Origin of the sequence: Xanthomonas dyei (assembly GCF_002939865.1) — a bacterium.
In the GTDB taxonomy this organism is placed as follows: Bacteria; Pseudomonadota; Gammaproteobacteria; order Xanthomonadales; family Xanthomonadaceae; genus Xanthomonas; species Xanthomonas dyei.
Map to the genome: position 1 here is coordinate 38,414 of NZ_MDEE01000034.1, position 15,885 is coordinate 54,298.

Sequence of the window (15,885 nt, forward strand, 5' to 3'; positions counted from 1 at the left end):
ATCACACCCCATGAGCAACACCGTTTTCATCGGCGCGACGGAATATTTTCCCGGCATCGGCAAGATCGGCTTCGAAGGCCGCGACTCCGACAACCCGCTCGCGTTCAAGGTCTATGACGCCAACAAGAAAATCGGCGACAAGACCATGGCCGAGCATCTGCGCTTTGCCGTGGCCTACTGGCACAGCTTCTGCGGCAACGGCGCCGATCCGTTCGGCCCGGGCACGCGCGCCTATCCGTGGGATGCGGGCAACACCGCGCTGGGGCGCGCCGAAGCCAAGGCCGATGCCGCGTTCGAATTCTTCACCAAGCTCGGCGTGCCGTATTACTGCTTCCACGACATCGACCTGTCGCCGGATGCCGACGACATCGGCGAATACGAAAGCAACCTCACCCACATGGTCGGCATCGCCAAGCAGCGCCAGGCCGACACCGGCATCAAGTTGCTGTGGGGCACTGCCAACCTGTTCTCGCACCCGCGCTACATGAATGGCGCATCCACCAACCCGGACTTCAACGTGGTGGCGCGTGCGGCGGTGCAGGTCAAGGCTGCGATCGATGCCACCGTGGAATTGGGCGGCGAAAACTACGTGTTCTGGGGCGGCCGCGAAGGCTATGCCTGCCTGCACAACACGCAGATGAAGCGCGAGCAGGACAACATGGCGCGCTTCCTCACCCTGGCACGCGACTACGGCCGCGCGATCGGCTTCAAGGGCAATTTCCTGATCGAGCCCAAGCCGATGGAGCCGATGAAGCACCAGTACGACTTCGACAGCGCCACCGTGATCGGCTTTCTGCGTCAGCATGGCCTGGACCAGGATTTCAAGCTCAATATCGAAGCCAACCATGCGACGTTGTCGGGCCACAGCTTCGAGCATGACCTGCAGGTGGCATCCGATGCCGGCCTGCTGGGCAGCATCGATGCCAACCGCGGCAACCCGCAGAACGGCTGGGATACCGACCAGTTCCCGACCGACCTGTACGACACCGTCGGCGCGATGCTGGTGGTGCTGCGGCAGGGCGGGCTGGCACCGGGCGGCTTGAACTTCGATGCCAAGGTGCGCCGCGAATCGTCCGACCCGCAGGACTTGTTCATGGCGCATATCGGCGGCATGGACGCGTTCGCACGCGGGCTGGAAGTGGCCAATGCGCTGTTGACCTCCTCGCCGCTGGAAACCTGGCGCGCCGAGCGTTACGCCAGCTTCGACAGCGGCGCCGGTGCGGACTTCGCCAATGGCACCAGCACGCTGGTGGACGTGGCCAAGCATGCGGCCGGCAACGTGCCGACCCAGATCAGCGGCCGCCAGGAAGCGTATGAGAACTTGATCAATCAGTATCTGACGCGTTGATGTCCCGTGGCCGGCGGCGCATCGCGTCGCCGGCCGACGGCGGCCACACCAGTGACCGCTCCCTTGCATGTTTCCAGGTGAACCCATGTCCAGTGTCTCCGTAAACGGCGCCCCCGATGCCGGTGAGAACACCCGTTTCATCGTCCTGATCAGTTGCGTTGCAACGATCGGCGGTTTTTTGTTCGGCTTCGACAGCGGCGTGATCAACGGCACTCTCGACGGCCTGAAGCAGACCTTCCATTCCAGCGCCTTCTTTACCGGGCTAGAAGTAGCCTCAATGTTGATCGGCTGCGCCATTGGCGCCTTCTTTGCCGGCAGTCTTGCCGACCGCTGGGGCCGCCGCGGAGTCCTGATCATTTCTGCGGCACTGTTTCTGGTCTCGGCGATTGCTGCTGGCGCCGCGCATAACTCCTGGTTTTTCATTTTTGCACGCCTGATGGGCGGACTTGCGGTGGGTGCAGCGAGCGTCATTTCACCGGCCTACATCGCCGAGGTCGCCTCCGCGCGCTATCGCGGCCGGCTGGCCACCATGCAGCAGATCGCCATCATCAGCGGTCTGTTTTGCGCCTTCCTGAGCAACTACCTGCTGGCCAACGCCGCCGGTGCCTCCACCGAGCCGTTATGGGGCGGGCAGGCCGCCTGGCGCTGGATGTTCTGGATGCAGGCGATTCCGTCGCTGGCGTTCCTGCTGTTGCTGCTGGTCATCCCCGAAAGCCCGCGCTACCTGGTGGTCAAGGGCCGTCGCGAGCAGGCGCTGGTGGTGCTCAAGCGGCTGTACGGCACTGCTGCCGCGCAGACCAAGCTGACCGAGATCTCCGCGTCCATGTCGGCCGACCAGCACAAGCCCAAGTTCTCCGACCTGATCAGCAAGGCCACCGGCAAGGTGCGCCCCATCGTCTGGATCGGCGTCGGCCTGGCGGTGTTCCAGCAGCTGGTCGGCATCAACGTGGTGTTCTACTACGGCGCGGTCTTGTGGCAGGCGGTCGGCTTCTCCGAACAGGATGCACTGCTGATCAACGTGCTGTCCGGCGGCCTGAGCATCGGTGCCTGCCTGGTCACGGTGATGCTGGTCGACAAGATCGGCCGCAAGCCGCTGCTGTGGATCGGTTCGGCCGGCATGGCGGTGTCGCTGGCGCTGGTGACTTATGCGTTCGCCACCGCGTCTCTGGACGCCACAGGCAAGCTGGCGATGTCCGATGCCATGGGCATGTTGGCGCTGGTGGCCGCCAACGTCTACGTGGTGTTCTTCAACGCCTCGTGGGGCCCGGTGATGTGGGTGATGCTGGGCGAGATGTTCCCCAACCAGATCCGCGGCTCGGGCCTGGCCATTGCCGGTGCCGCGCAGTGGACCTCCAACTTCGCCATCACCGTCAGCTTCCCGATCCTGCTCGGCAGTATCGGTCTTGCCGGCGCCTACGGCATCTACACCGTCGCCGCCTTCATCTCGGTGTTCTTCGTGCTCAAGTACGTCTACGAGACCAAGGGCAAGGAGTTGGAGCAGATGGAGGGCTGACCAGCGCGTTGTGCTGAAATCACCATGGGAAATGCAGAAGGCCGCGCAATGCGCGGCCTTCTGCCTGTCTGGCCAGTCATTCGATACGGTGTGTGCGTCAGTTGATGTGTTGGGTCTTGCGCTCGAACCCTCCAGGCGCGTGACCAGTGCACCAGGTGGAGTGCAAAGTGGGTCTCTGGATACGAGCGTGGCTCAAGGAAATTGACAGCCTTATTTCAAATTGTGCGCCAACGCTATACTCCATCGGGCGCTTCCCTACAGACTAGAGATCAATCGTGGAACCAAGGAGTGGTGGGATGGTGGTAGCAAAGGAATTCCTCAGGGGCGCGCTGATAAGCGTCTGCTATTGCTTGGCATTTCTGTCGCTTTGGTATTGCTCCATTGATCAGTGGTACCTGCCTGTCGGCTTGCGTGTCATCACGCTGTTGTTCCGTCCTTATCGGGAGTGGCCGTTCCTGTTGGTAGGCGACGCGGCCGCCATGCTCTGGTTGCGTGTTCCGCTCTCACACACCCAAGATTACGATCTTGCCTGGGCATACGTCAGCCCATTCGTCCATGCGCCCATGATTGCGCTGGTTGTTTGGTTGGCCCGCAACTATGTGGGCAAGGTGCTCTTTCATGCTTCCGTGCTTATCCCTTTTGCGATTGCAATCGCCTTGTGTAATTCGTTGTGGAGCATCGCCCTCAATGCGGGACTCGGAGGGCCAGATACAAAGAATTTTATGGAGTTCTCGCTTCGGTACTGGCTGGGCAGTTACCTGGGCATCTTGGTGTTTCTGCTTCCCGCGATGCTTTGGTCGCCTCGGCGAAAAGAAATTGCTCGTCTGGATCTGCCGAGAGATCTCGGCATGTCGGTCGCTGTGATCGTGGGTCTGTTCTATGTAATCGGCTTCGTCCAGGAGCCTTCTTTCAGAACGGGCTTGATGGTGGCGTTAATTGGGCCCGCTGTTTTCTTGACGTTTCGTCATGGATGGACAGGAACCGCACTGGGTACGCTTCTAGCCAACTTTGCATTGGCGATTACGCTTCCGAAGACCTATGAAATAGGCTATTACAACGCAAATCTTTATGCTGCTCAGCTCGTTCATGTGGCCGTGAGTACGTGCTTGTTTATCTTCGGTAAGAAACTGGTCAAACCGATCAGGCGGTTCGACACCATCAGGCGAATCAAGGCTGACGCTCAGGAGGCCGTCCAAGCCAGTTATCTTGCCGCTGAGCGAACATTGCGTAATCGGGTCGTGGAGTACTCCGATCTCAATGTTCAAATGAACCGTATACGCAAGCGCGCGATTGCTGATCTGCGGGAACGCGGAAATCATGCGGTTGCAATGGAAATGACGCGTATCGCGGTGATCGAATCCAGGCTTCTGCATGAATATGTTTCCGCTCTCTATCCGCTTGAGATCGAGACGCACGGTTTATTCGGCTCACTTCGACGTGAAGGTTTGGAGCGATTGACGTCAAGCACGTTCGAATGCCTTCTGTACGGGGACTGCTCCAAACTTTCATTGGGACTGCAGCTGGCTGCTTACCGGTGCACGCTCAATGCGCTAGAGCTTCTGCCTGAAGCAGACAAGCATTTTCTACATGCGCGTGTTTGGCGTGGCCGGGGGGCGCAGGGCATCGTCATGCGCGTGTTTGCGGACACATCTTTGATTGATTCGGTGCGGCGTGATTCTCCTGAGGCTGAGGCCGAATTCCGTGCCCGGCTTAAGTCGCATGGCGGCACGTTTCGCCGCCGCCATGCGTTGGTCCTAACTTTCCTTATGGCCGAAGCGTCGCCTGCTATTGCGACGGCGCAACCTTCCAGCGTTCCCCGTTGGCTTGCCGCTCGACATGCACGGTGAAGTTTTCTGTCCGGTAAACCACTTTAGCGCTTGGTCCGAGCTCGTCTGACGACGTCGTAGGTGCGGTGTTGGCCCAGATCGAGTTTGCAGCGGGGAGAATGACGCGGTCAGCATCCTTGCCCATTGGCAGGGTCCAGAGTGCATTATCGACGCGAGCGACGACTGCTCGGACCGACCCTGCAGTATCGTTGATCTGGAGGTAGGTCACGCCGTCGCGTTGAAACTCGTAGATCGACCAGGCGGAATCCAGTGCAAGATTGGTTGCTGCAGCGGGGCTACGCTCGCCTAGTCCGTTTGTTGCGCGCGCGCCAACGCCACCTGCACAGCACCCCCCTGACTGCGCCGAGACGTGACCAGCGAGCGATGCGCAGCCCAGCACAAGAAGTGCCTTCAATACGTTCGATTTTACTTCCATGATGTCGCCTGCCCCTGCGCGGGGCGATGTTGCCTGCAATTCAGGCCCGCATAAGGTACGTCTGAGACGCGCCGGAGTGTTGCGCCCTGGTCGCAAAATCGTTTAACGCGATAGTCGGACGAATGCGGTGGATTTTCTTGGGTGCCAATCCTCCCGGTCTTATGGCTTGCTGCTTGTATGGCTTGAAGAACCAGGCAAGGTGCTCGTGCCGGTCCCATCTACCTCGCCACGAGGTGCAGCTTTGGAGATATTCCAACGTACAGCAGCTAGCGAAAGGACTGTGCAGCTGCCAGGCGGGCGCGGCCGTTGCGCAGAACCTGCATGTACCACTCGTACATTCCGGCTCTGAGCGCGCCGTCCGCCCCCAACTGACGACTGCTCGCTACGTTTTGTTAGCCGCTCTTATCAGTTCGGCGAAAGCTCCCTAAAGGCACGTTCAAACCAATCAATCACCTGCTGGTGATGCGCCGGACCCCAGCGGCGAGGAGTTGCTGGGTATGGTGGTCGGTGGGCGTGCGCAGGTCGGTGAGGCGCTGGGCGATGAAGAGTGCGGTCAGCGGTTGGGCGCAGTCGACTTCGATGCAACGACGCCAGGCGGCGTAGCTATCGGGGAGGTGGGTAGACATCGGGCAGGGTTCCGGGGCGAGGAGATGAACGCCGAGGCGCAGAATAGTGAGTGACGGACTTGCTTTCGCAGAACTAATGTTACTTTATAACACTTCATCTTCTCCGGGCAGTCATTTCCTTCCATGTCGTTCTCTCTGCTGCCGTCCGTGCGCGGTCTGGAATCGCGTCCCATCACGTGGTTCCGCCTTCCGTGGCGTACCGAACGCCTGGTTGAGCGAGGGCGTGCGCGATGAAGCGGCGGCAATTGCTGCAGGGTGTTGGCGCTGGGTTGGTGCTCTCGCCGTGTCTGGGAAATGCGCAGGCGCTTCCAGCCCTGCAGGGATGCAGCGTGCAGCAGCAAGGCGATGTGCTGCGCCTGCGGCTGGAGTTGAGTGCGCAGGCCGTCTACAACAGTTTCGGGTTGTCCGATCCTGAGCGACTGGTGATTGATTTGTCGGGCGTTTCGAGCCAGTCGCCGCGCATTGCGCCTCTGCCCCCTGGCACGGCGGTCATCGCCATCCGCAGCGGGCCACACGCCGATGGGATGCGTGTGGTGCTCGATCTGGCCCAGCCGGTCGCAGTCACTAAGCACTGGGACGGCAATGTTTTGTTACTGGATCTGGCTGCCGCATCCAGCGCGGTGCCGCTGTCGACAGTCGTGGCTGAAGATGCGCCGATCATTGCGACGCGCTCGCGCCTGCATCCGTACGTGATCGCCATCGATGCCGGCCACGGCGGCAAGGACCCCGGTGCGGTCAGTGCCGATGCGCGTTACGAAAAGTATGTCGCCATGGCGGTGGCCGGGCGGTTGCATCAGCGGCTCGCCGCCGACACGCGCTATCGACCGACCATGATCCGCAGCGACGACCGTTTCGTACCGCTGCACGAACGGGTGTTGATCGCCCATCGCCACAACGCCGATCTGTTCGTGTCCATCCATGCCGACGCCGCGCCCAACACGCAGGCCAGCGGCGCGTCGGTGTTTGCCTTGTCTGAAAATGGTGCCAGCTCGGCGTTGGCGCGGTGGATTGCCGACAGCGAGAACGCCGCAGACGAGATGGGCGACAACGCACGCCGGCTGCGCGTGCCGACCAATCCAGTGCTGTCGCAGGTACTGGCCGATCTGTCGCTGAGCGGAACCATCGCCAGCAGCGTTGCGTTCGGTCATTTGATGCTGGAGCGCTTGCAGCACGTGACCCGGCTGCATCAGCCTCAGGTGGGGCAGGCCGGTTTTGCGGTGCTGAAGTCGCCCGACATTCCCTCGCTGCTGGTGGAAACTGGCTTCATGAGCAACCGCGACGATTGCGATCGCTTATGCGGCGATGCGCATCAGGACGAGCTCGCGCAGACCCTGCATGCGGGCATCGACGACTACTTCCAGGCATTTCCTGGCCGCGCCTGATGCGCGGCTGTCATCTTCATCATCAACGAGTGCCCGATGTCCGCCACGCTTCCCGATGTTGCCGTTACCGAACCGCCCGCGTTGAGCGCACCGCTGCGCTGGGTGGGCATGCACGATATTGCCATCCCCGTACGCCTGGATGAGGCCGAGCCCAGCGGTACCGTCGCGGCCCGCGCCAGCGTACAGGTCGATCTGCCGCGCCCCGAGATCAAGGGCATCCATATGTCGCGGCTGTACCGCTTGCTAGACCGGTATCTGGAGCAGCCGGTCTCGCCGGCGATGCTGTCGCAGTTGCTGCAAGCCTTGATCGACAGCCATGCCGACTGCGGCAGCCGCGCGGCGCGGGTGACGCTGTCGTTCGAAGTGATGCTGCGTACGCCGGCCTTGCTCAGCGAAGGTCTGGCAGGGTGGCGCGCATACCCGGTGCGCATCGATGCGCAGTGCAGGGCGGGGCGCAGCCAGGTCCAACTGCAGATCGACGTGCTGTATGCCTCGACCTGCCCGTGTTCGGCGGCATTGTCGCGGCAGTTGTTGAGCGAGGCATTTGTGCAGCAGCACGCCGGCCGCGCTGCGGTGCCGTTGGACGACATTGCGCAGTGGCTGCAGGTGCACGGTTCGTACGCCACACCGCACAGTCAGCGCAGCCTGGCACGGGTGCGTGTGGATCTGTTGGCCTGCCTGCAGCGGCTGGATATCCGTGCATTGATCGGCGTCTGCGAACAGGCATTGGCGACGCCCGTGCAGGCGGCGGTGCGGCGTATCGACGAGCAGGCCTTCGCACGTTTGAACGGCGCCAACCTGATGTATGTGGAAGATGCCGCGCGGCGTTTGCGCATGGCGTTGGCCGAGCGCTACACGTCCTTCGACGTGGCGGTGCGCCACCTGGAAAGTCTGCATGCCCATGACGCCGTTGCCGAAACCGGCAGCGATGGAGATCGCATCCACCCGTTTGCCAGTTGAGGAGAGGCCATGCACTGCAAATATCCAAGGCGTGTCGCGCGGATGGCGCGCAAGTACGGCATGTCGGCTGTTGCGATGGGGCAGGGGCGATACAACATGCGCTGCGCGCCAGGGATCGATCTGTCTGTGCTGCTGGCACTCATCGTGTTGCTGTGATCGACAAGGCTGCGGATTACGCCGCGCACGCGGGGCAGTGCGGCAGATCGCTCGGCAGGGTGCGATCTGGATTGCATCCAGGTCGGTCAATGGTGTGGCACTCAACCGGACTCGGCCAGGTGGCTCGATTGGCCGGAAAGTGCTGTGACGGGAGGCTGCCGAACGTCACCGCCTGTGCGGTCTCGCTGCCCGCCGCTGCAGCGGCACTGCCCCTTAAAAATACCTGCGCCACAATGCAAAAACCCCGCGATGCGGGGCTTTGGCGTGGTCTGCAGCAGGACGAACGTGGTGCTCCCTAGGGGACTCGAACCCCTGTTTTAGCCTTGAGAGGGCCACGTCCTAACCATTAGACGAAGGGAGCGTTTTTGTCGCGTCTTGTGCAGCGCGCTAGTATAGTGAGGTAATAGCCGTTGGGCAATCCTGCAACACAAGACGGAAGCGCCATCATCGAACCCTCAGTTACATCCCCGTTCACGCTGCGCGTCATCCCACGCGATCAGCACACCATCTCGCGCAAGGACATCAGCCCCAACGCGCTACGCGTGCTGTATCGCCTGCGCGAGTCCGGCTTCGGTGCCTATCTGGTCGGCGGTGCAGTCCGTGACCTGCTGGTCGGCGGACACCCCAAAGACTTCGACGTCGCCACCAGCGCCACGCCGGAAGAAGTCAAGGCGCTGTTCCGCAATTGCCGGTTGATCGGCCGCCGCTTTCGTCTGGCGCATGTGGTGTTCGGCCGCGAGATCATCGAAGTGGCCACGTTCCGCGCCAACATCGACGATGGCAGCGGCGACCGCGAGCTGGATAACGGCCGCCTGGTGCGCGACAACGTCTACGGCAGCATCGAAGACGATGCGATCCGCCGCGACTTCACCTGCAACGCCCTGTACTACGCGATCGAAGATTTTTCGGTGCGCGATTACTGCGGTGGCTTCGAAGACGTGCAAGCGCGGCTGATGAAGTTGATCGGCGACCCGGAGTTGCGTTACCAGGAAGATCCGGTGCGCATGCTGCGTGCGGTGCGCCTGGCGGCCAAGCTGAACTTCGAGATCGAAGCCGGCAGTGCCGAGCCGATCCCGCGCCTGGCCGGGCTGTTGTCCGAAGCCGCGCCGGCACGGTTGTTCGAAGAGATTCTCAAGCTGTTCCTGTCCGGGCACGGCGTGGCAAGTTTCGAAGGCCTGGAGCGTTACGGCCTGCTCGGTGCGTTGTTCCCCGAGAGTGCAGCGGCGCTCAAATCCAACCGTAGCGGCGCGTTGCGCGCGATGGTGCTGGAAGGCTTGCGCAATACCGATGCGCGCGTGGCCAACGACGAGCCGGTGTCGCCGGCCTTCCTGTTCGCGTTGCTGCTGTGGCCGGCGTTCTGCCGCACCTTGATGGCACTGCAGGCGCAGGGCGTGCAGCCGGAAGATGCGCAGCGGCGCGCTGCCGACCGTGTCACCTTGCACCAGCTTGAGCGGGTGGCGTTGCCGCGTCGTTTCTCGCTGCCGATGCAGGAAATCTGGTTGCTGCAGACGCGCTTCTCGTCGCGTCAACGCAAGCGCGTGTTCCGTACCTTGTCGCATCCGCGCTTCCGCGCGGCGTTCGATTTTCTGGTGTTGCGTCAGTTCGCATCGGCCGATCATGCGGCCGATGTGGAGTTCTGGCGCGAGGCGCAAAAGTCGTCGGGCCAGGAGCTGGTCGATGCGATCGAATCGGCGCAGGCCGATCACGATGGCGACGAGGGTGCGCCGCGCAAACGTCGCCGTCGTCGTCGTCGCACCGGCGCTGCGGCAGGCGAGTAGGGCATGCACACCGCCTTTGTCGGCCTGGGTGCCAACCTGGGCCCGGCCGAGGCCAGCGTGCGCGCGGCCATCGCTGCGCTTGGCGCGCTGCCGCAATCCACGCTGATTGCCGCTTCGCGCCTGTACCGCACGCCGGCCTGGGGCCGCGAAGACCAGCCCGACTTCCTCAATGCCGTGGCGCAGCTGCGCACCGCGCTGGCGCCGCTGCCGCTGCTGGAGGGCTTGCTCGGCATCGAGCAGTCGTTCGGACGTGAGCGCCGGGCCGGCGAGCGCTGGGGTCCGCGCACGCTCGATCTGGACCTGCTGCTGTACGCCGACCAGGTGATCGACCTGCCGCAGCTACAGGTGCCGCACCCGCATCTGCACGCGCGCGGCTTCGCGCTGCTGCCGCTGGCCGAGCTGGCGCCGGAGGCGATCATTCCAGGTCATGGAACAGTGCGGCACGCATTGCAGGCCATCGATGTCTGCGGGCTGGAGCCGATTGGGTAGATAATGAGCGGCTTATCACCCCACGTAATGACTTCATGAGCAGCCACGCCGACAGCAAGCCCTGGACCGTGCCCGCCCTGGCCGAGGCCAAGCGGGCGGGTCGAAAACTGGTCATGTTGACCGCCTACGACGCCGGGTTTGCGCGCAGCTTCGACGCCAACGGCGTGGACCTGATCCTGGTCGGCGACTCGCTCGGCATGGTGGTGCAGGGGCACGATTCCACCTTGCCGGTGACCACCGCCGATATGGTCTACCACACCGCCGCGGTCGCACGCGTGCTGGAGCGGGCCTTGCTGGTGACCGATCTGTCTTTCCAGGCCGATGCCACGCCCGAGCGCGCGCTCGATGCCGCCACCTTGCTGCTGCAGGCCGGTGCGGAGATGGTCAAGATCGAAGGCGCCGGGCACAAACTCGATGTCATCCGTTATCTGGTTGAGCGCGAGATCCCGGTGTGTTCGCACCTGGGGCTCACCCCGCAATCGGTGCTGCGGTTTGGCGGCTACAAAGTGCAGGGCCGCGGCGAAGCCGGCGAGCAATTGCGCCGCGATGCGCAGGCGGTGGTCGACGCAGGAGCCAGCCTGGTGGTGCTGGAATGCGTGCCCACGCCGATTGCCGCGCAGATCAGCGCCGACCTCAGCGTGCCCACCATCGGCATCGGTGCCGGCCCGGGCTGCGATGGCCAGGTGCTGGTGATGCACGACATGCTGGGCCTGGACAGCGGCCATCGCCGGCCGAAGTTCGTCAAGGATTTCCTGGCCGAAGGCGGTTCGGTGGCCGGCGCGGTGCGTGCCTATGCGCAGGCCGTGCGCGATGGCAGCTTCCCCGATGCAGAGCACGCGTACGCCGCATGATCCAGACCATTACCGATCTTTCCACCTTGCGCGCTCTGGTCACCGGCTGGAAGCGCGAAGGCCTGCGCGTGGCGCTGGTGCCGACCATGGGCAACCTGCACGCCGGGCATTATTCGCTGGTGATGCTGGCGCGCCAGTATGCCGACCGCGTGGTGTCGAGCGTGTTCGTCAACCCGACCCAGTTCGGTCCGAATGAAGATTTCGCCCGTTACCCGCGCACGCCCGAAGCCGACCTGCGTGGGTTGGAAGACGCCGGTTGCGATGCGCTGTGGCTGCCGGACGTGGACACGATGTATCCGCTCGGCACCGCGTTGGCCACGCCGGTCCACGCGCCCGGCGTCAGCGATGTGCTGGAAGGCGTGTGCCGGCCGGGGCATTTCGATGGCGTCTGCACGGTGGTGGCGCGGCTGTTCAACCAGGTGCAGCCGGACGTGGCCGCATTCGGCAAGAAGGATTACCAGCAGCTGGCGGTGATCCGGCAGATGGCGGCCGACCTCGCATTTCCGATCGAGATCCTGGGCGGCAGCATCGTGCGCGAAGCCGACGGCCTGGCGATGAGTTCGCGTAACCAGTATCTGTCGGCCGAGGATCGGCCCGTGTCGGCGCAGATCCGCAAGGTGCTGCTGCAGATGCGCGACAGTTATGCCGCCGGTACGCCGCGTGCGCAGGTCGAAGAACGCGCCACCCAGGCGCTGGAGCAGGCCGGTTTCCGGGTCGATTACGCGGTGGTACGCCTGCCCGATCTGAACGAACCGGGCGACAGCAATGCCGGAGCGCGGGTCGCCTTGATCGCTGCACGCCTGGGCACGACGCGGCTGATCGACAACCTGGAATTCTGACGCCGCGCAGGCCGCCGCGTGCGCCCGCGCTGAGCGATGGGCATGGGCGCGTCCGGCCCGCCAGAGGGCGTGCTTCACCGCCGCCTGAAGCCCTCACCAGCGGCCGCGCGGCACCCGGGTGAGCGCGGGCGCTTTCCGCTAAAATATCCGCTTTCCTTTCGTTGTTGCCTGCGTCCATGCACCTGTCCCTGCTCAAAACCAAGATCCACCGCGCCACCGTCACCCATTCCGAGCTCAATTACGAAGGCTCGATCGCTATCGACGGGCTGCTGCTGGATGCGACCGGCATCCGCGAGTTCGAACAGGTGCATATCTGGGACGTCACCAACGGTGCGCGCTTCAGCACCTATGCCATCCGTGCCGAAGAAGGCAGCGGCATCCTGTCGCTCAACGGCGGTGCCGCACGTCACGTGCAGGTGGGCGACCTGATCATTGTTGCTGCATTCGCCAGCATGAGCGAAGCCGAAGCGGAAACCTTCAAGCCCACTCTGGTATATGTTGACGGAGCCAACAAGATTACCCATACCAACCACAGCATCCCCACGCAGGCCGCATGACACAGACCAACGGATTCGACGCGCTTCACGCCCACGCTCAGCGCCTGCGCGGCGCTGCCATTCCCGCATTGCTTGCCGCCGAGCCGGAACGGCCGACGCAGTACGCCAGGCAAGTCGGTCCGTTGTACTTCAATTTCGCGCGCCAGAAGTACGACCGCGCCTCGCTCGATGCACTGTTTGCCATCGCGCGTGAGCGCGATCTGGCCGGTGCCTTCCAGCGCCTGTTTCGTGGCGAGCAGGTCAATGTCACCGAACAGCGCGCTGCATTGCATACCGCGTTGCGTGGCGATCTGACCGACGCGCCGGTGGCCTCCGAGGCCTATGCCACCGCTGCGGAAGTGCGCCAGCGCATGGGTGCGTTGATCGAGCAACTCGAAGCCACCAACGTCACCGATATCGTCAGTGTCGGCATCGGTGGGTCGGACCTGGGCCCGCGTCTGGTGGCCGATGCATTGCGTCCGGTGACAGGTGTGCGCTTCCGCGTGCATTTCGTCTCCAACGTCGATGGCGCCGCCATGCAGCGCACGCTGGCCACGCTGGACCCGGCACGCACCGCCGGCATCCTGATTTCCAAGACCTTCGGCACTCAGGAAACGCTGCTCAACGGCGGCATCCTGCATGCCTGGTTGGGCGGCAGCGAGCGCCTGTTTGCAGTGAGCGCCAACCCCGAGCGCGCGGCCAAGGCCTTCGACATCGCACCCAGCCGCGTGTTGCCGATGTGGGATTGGGTTGGCGGGCGCTATTCGTTGTGGTCGGCGGTCGGTTTCCCGATAGCGCTGGCGATTGGCTTCGCGCGTTTCGAGCAGCTGCTTGAAGGTGCCGCGCAGTTCGATGCGCATGCGCTCAACACGCCGCTGGAAGAAAACGTCGCGGTACTGCATGGCCTGACCGCGGTGTGGAACCGCAACCTGCTCGGCAGCGCCACGCATGCGGTGATGACTTACGACCAGCGTTTGGCCTTGCTGCCGGCGTATCTGCAGCAGTTGGTGATGGAGAGCCTGGGCAAGCGGGTCAAGCTCGATGGCTCTGCGGTCGACAGCGACACCGTGGCGGTGTGGTGGGGCGGCGCGGGCACCGATGTGCAGCACAGCTTTTTCCAGGCGCTGCACCAGGGCACCAGTGTGGTGCCGGCCGATTTCATCGGCACCGTGCACAACGACGATCCATACGCGGAAAACCACGTGGCGCTGATGGCCAATGTGCTGGCGCAGACCGAAGCGCTTGCCAATGGTCAGGACAGCAGCGACCCGCACCGCAGCTATCCCGGTGGTCGCCCGAGCACGGTGATCCTGCTCGATGCACTGACTCCACAGGCGCTGGGCGCATTGATCTCGATGTACGAGCACAGCGTCTACGTGCAATCGGTGATGTGGGGCATCAACGCGTTCGACCAGTTCGGTGTGGAGCTGGGCAAGCAGCTGGCCAGCCAGCTGTTGCCGGCACTGAAGGGCGAGTCGGCCGACGTCGCCGACCCGGTGACGCGCGAGCTGCTGAGTAAGTTGCGCGGCTGAGCCGCCGCACAGCTGTAGCGTCAAGCGACGAGGCCTGCGGGCCTCGTTTTAATTTAGGCAGCTAACAAGACGACTGGGTTCGCCGCCAGGCGGGCGCGGGCGGTGCTGGGTACTCGTCGGTCTTAGTTCTGAGTGCGCCGTTTGCACCCACCTGATGACTGCCCACTACGGTTTTTAGCCGCTCTTGTGTCGGGTTGGGCGTGGAATAGTCCAAAATGAACAAATTTCCCAAAATGGGCATTTTGGCGTAGCCTGGGCTCACTCACTTCGCAGGATCGCCCCATGTCCCGTCATCAGGACTTGCCCGAGCTCGAAAAAGCGCCAGCGGCCGACATCAAGATCAAGGGCTGGCCCAGCCTGATGCGCAAGGTGCGCACCCACGGCGCGGTGGTCATCACCAATCACAATCACCCCGAAGCGGTGGTGGTGGATGCGGAGGAATACCGGCAGCTGGTGCGGCAGGCCAGCGCGCTTGCCGATGCGGCCACACGCGCGCAGTCGCTGCAGGCCTTGCAGGTCAGATTCGACGCGCATCTTGCCGCGGTCACCGATGGCGCGGTGCTGGGACCGGTGATCGCCAAGCCCGCACGCCGTGGCCGCAAGATTCCCTTGGGTCCGTCGCTCTGATCGATGGGACATATTCTGGTATTGGCCGGCGTCAACGGCGCCGGCAAGAGTTCGCTGCTGGGCACCTTGCTGCAGGAAGACGGCGCCACCTGGTTCAACCCGGATGCCTTCACCCGGCAACTGGTGGAGCAGGGCTGGCCGCTGGAGGCTGCCAATGCCCAGGCTTGGCAGGAAGGTGTGCGACGGTTGCGCCAGGCAATGGCGGACGGCAGCGATTACGCCTTCGAAACCACGCTGGGCGCGACCACCATCCCGCGCTTGCTGCGCGAGGCCTGCGAACGGCACACGGTGGCAGTCTGGTTCTGTGGCTTGTCGACGGTGGAGCTGCATATCGAACGCGTTGCAGCGCGGGTCGCCGGCGGCGGCCATGCGATCGCCGAGCACAAGATCCGCGAGCGCTTCGATGCCTCGCGCGCCAATCTGATCGCCTTGCTGCCGCATCTGGCGGTGCTGCATGTCTACGACAACAGCGCCGCTGCCGATGCATCCGGGCAGGCCGAGCCGCTGCTGGTACTGGAACTGGATCGGGCCGGTCTGCATTACCCGCAGACGCCTGCAGAGCTGGCACAGGTACCGGAATGGGCCAAGCCCATCGTGATGGCAGCACTGGAAACGCGTCGGGTGACTTGAAGCGTGCATCCGGTCCTGTGAGCGGTGAGGGCGCCGCGCGCCCGACTCACTCAGCTTCTGACTGTATCCAAACGCCTCTACGACTCAAATCCTGTGCTGCTTTTGCATCTTGTGTCTGGATGGAATTACATATTTCGGATAGATCAGATTCAGAGCGAATGATTTACAGCCTGGCTGCAGGGTCCTTGCCCGCCCACCCTCGCGGGACACGCCGTGAATCCGTCCCTGTAGGCTCTTACGCGGCATCCATGCCGCGTAAGGTCCCACCGACGTCCCCCCGCCCTGAGTAGCGATCGGGTTTAGAGTCCGGGGTTGATGATATCGGTGTTTGCCAGATGTTGGGCATAAGCGGACGG

14 protein-coding genes, 1 tRNA gene, 1 other RNA gene and 1 pseudogene are annotated in these 15,885 nt (G+C 63.2%); 14 read left to right on the top strand and 3 right to left on the bottom strand.

Annotated elements, in window-relative coordinates:
* The first annotated feature begins 10 nt into the window (after positions 1-10).
* From xylA to XdyCFBP7245_RS18175, 3 genes are all read left to right on the top strand, one after another.
* Positions 11-1,348: a xylose isomerase gene (gene xylA / locus XdyCFBP7245_RS18165; RefSeq protein ID WP_104616897.1), complete on the top strand. Its 1,338-nt coding sequence runs from the start codon at positions 11-13 to the stop codon at positions 1,346-1,348.
* Between the two features lie 85 nt (positions 1,349-1,433).
* On the top strand, positions 1,434-2,861 hold the full coding sequence (locus tag XdyCFBP7245_RS18170; RefSeq protein WP_170068706.1) for a sugar porter family MFS transporter: 1,428 nt from the start codon (positions 1,434-1,436) through the stop codon (positions 2,859-2,861).
* A 296-nt stretch (positions 2,862-3,157) separates the two neighbouring features.
* Positions 3,158-4,708 carry an MASE1 domain-containing protein gene (locus tag XdyCFBP7245_RS18175; RefSeq protein ID WP_104616899.1) on the top strand — a complete coding sequence of 517 codons (1,551 nt, stop codon included), beginning with the start codon at positions 3,158-3,160 and terminating at the stop codon, positions 4,706-4,708.
* Here XdyCFBP7245_RS18175 and XdyCFBP7245_RS18180 read toward each other — a convergent pair.
* Positions 4,647-5,123, bottom strand: a complete 477-nt coding sequence (locus tag XdyCFBP7245_RS18180; protein ID WP_104616900.1) for a hypothetical protein — start codon at positions 5,121-5,123, stop codon at positions 4,647-4,649. The two genes, XdyCFBP7245_RS18175 and XdyCFBP7245_RS18180, sit on opposite strands and share 62 nt — an antisense overlap.
* Before the next feature lie 321 nt (positions 5,124-5,444).
* Between XdyCFBP7245_RS18180 and XdyCFBP7245_RS18185 the strand changes: the two genes are divergently transcribed.
* Positions 5,445-5,521, top strand: a non-coding RNA gene (locus XdyCFBP7245_RS18185) — sX9 sRNA.
* A 7-nt stretch (positions 5,522-5,528) separates the two neighbouring features.
* Here the strand turns inward: XdyCFBP7245_RS18185 and XdyCFBP7245_RS18190 are convergent.
* Positions 5,529-5,749: pseudogene (locus XdyCFBP7245_RS18190) on the bottom strand (hypothetical protein).
* 230 nt (positions 5,750-5,979) lie between these two features.
* Between XdyCFBP7245_RS18190 and XdyCFBP7245_RS18195 the strand changes: the two are divergent.
* Both XdyCFBP7245_RS18195 and folE2 read left to right on the top strand, forming a co-directional pair.
* A complete protein-coding gene (locus tag XdyCFBP7245_RS18195; RefSeq protein ID WP_104616901.1) occupies positions 5,980-7,131 on the top strand; it encodes an N-acetylmuramoyl-L-alanine amidase in 1,152 nt (383 codons plus the stop codon).
* Between the two features lie 36 nt (positions 7,132-7,167).
* The gene (gene folE2 / locus XdyCFBP7245_RS18200; protein ID WP_104616902.1) at positions 7,168-8,091 is read left to right on the top strand and encodes a GTP cyclohydrolase FolE2; all 924 of its coding nucleotides are present in this window, start codon (positions 7,168-7,170) and stop codon (positions 8,089-8,091) included.
* Between the two features lie 442 nt (positions 8,092-8,533).
* Here folE2 and XdyCFBP7245_RS18205 read toward each other — a convergent pair.
* A tRNA-Glu gene (locus XdyCFBP7245_RS18205) sits at positions 8,534-8,608 on the bottom strand.
* A gap of 49 nt (positions 8,609-8,657) precedes the next feature.
* On the opposite strand from XdyCFBP7245_RS18205, the gene pcnB reads away from it, so the two are divergent.
* From pcnB to XdyCFBP7245_RS18245, 8 genes are all read left to right on the top strand, one after another.
* Positions 8,658-10,025, top strand: coding sequence for a polynucleotide adenylyltransferase PcnB (pcnB, locus tag XdyCFBP7245_RS18210; protein ID WP_104611311.1), 1,368 nt, complete (start codon positions 8,658-8,660; stop codon positions 10,023-10,025).
* 3 nt (positions 10,026-10,028) lie between these two features.
* Complete coding sequence (gene folK / locus XdyCFBP7245_RS18215; protein WP_104616903.1) at positions 10,029-10,514, top strand: 2-amino-4-hydroxy-6-hydroxymethyldihydropteridine diphosphokinase; 486 nt, start codon at positions 10,029-10,031, stop codon at positions 10,512-10,514.
* 35 nt (positions 10,515-10,549) lie between these two features.
* A complete protein-coding gene (gene panB, locus XdyCFBP7245_RS18220; RefSeq protein WP_104616904.1) occupies positions 10,550-11,365 on the top strand; it encodes a 3-methyl-2-oxobutanoate hydroxymethyltransferase in 816 nt (271 codons plus the stop codon).
* On the top strand, positions 11,362-12,204 hold the full coding sequence (panC, locus tag XdyCFBP7245_RS18225) for a pantoate--beta-alanine ligase (protein WP_104616905.1): 843 nt from the start codon (positions 11,362-11,364) through the stop codon (positions 12,202-12,204). Before panB ends, panC begins: the two co-directional genes overlap by 4 nt.
* A gap of 176 nt (positions 12,205-12,380) precedes the next feature.
* The gene (gene panD, locus XdyCFBP7245_RS18230) at positions 12,381-12,761 is read left to right on the top strand and encodes an aspartate 1-decarboxylase (RefSeq protein ID WP_104616906.1); all 381 of its coding nucleotides are present in this window, start codon (positions 12,381-12,383) and stop codon (positions 12,759-12,761) included.
* Positions 12,758-14,272, top strand: coding sequence for a glucose-6-phosphate isomerase (gene pgi, locus XdyCFBP7245_RS18235; protein WP_104616907.1), 1,515 nt, complete (start codon positions 12,758-12,760; stop codon positions 14,270-14,272). Before panD ends, pgi begins: the two co-directional genes overlap by 4 nt.
* 282 nt (positions 14,273-14,554) lie before the next feature.
* On the top strand, positions 14,555-14,899 hold the full coding sequence (locus XdyCFBP7245_RS18240) for a type II toxin-antitoxin system Phd/YefM family antitoxin (protein WP_104616908.1): 345 nt from the start codon (positions 14,555-14,557) through the stop codon (positions 14,897-14,899).
* A gap of 3 nt (positions 14,900-14,902) precedes the next feature.
* Positions 14,903-15,529, top strand: a complete 627-nt coding sequence (locus tag XdyCFBP7245_RS18245) for an ATPase (protein ID WP_104616909.1) — start codon at positions 14,903-14,905, stop codon at positions 15,527-15,529.
* Positions 15,530-15,885 lie beyond the last annotated feature (356 nt).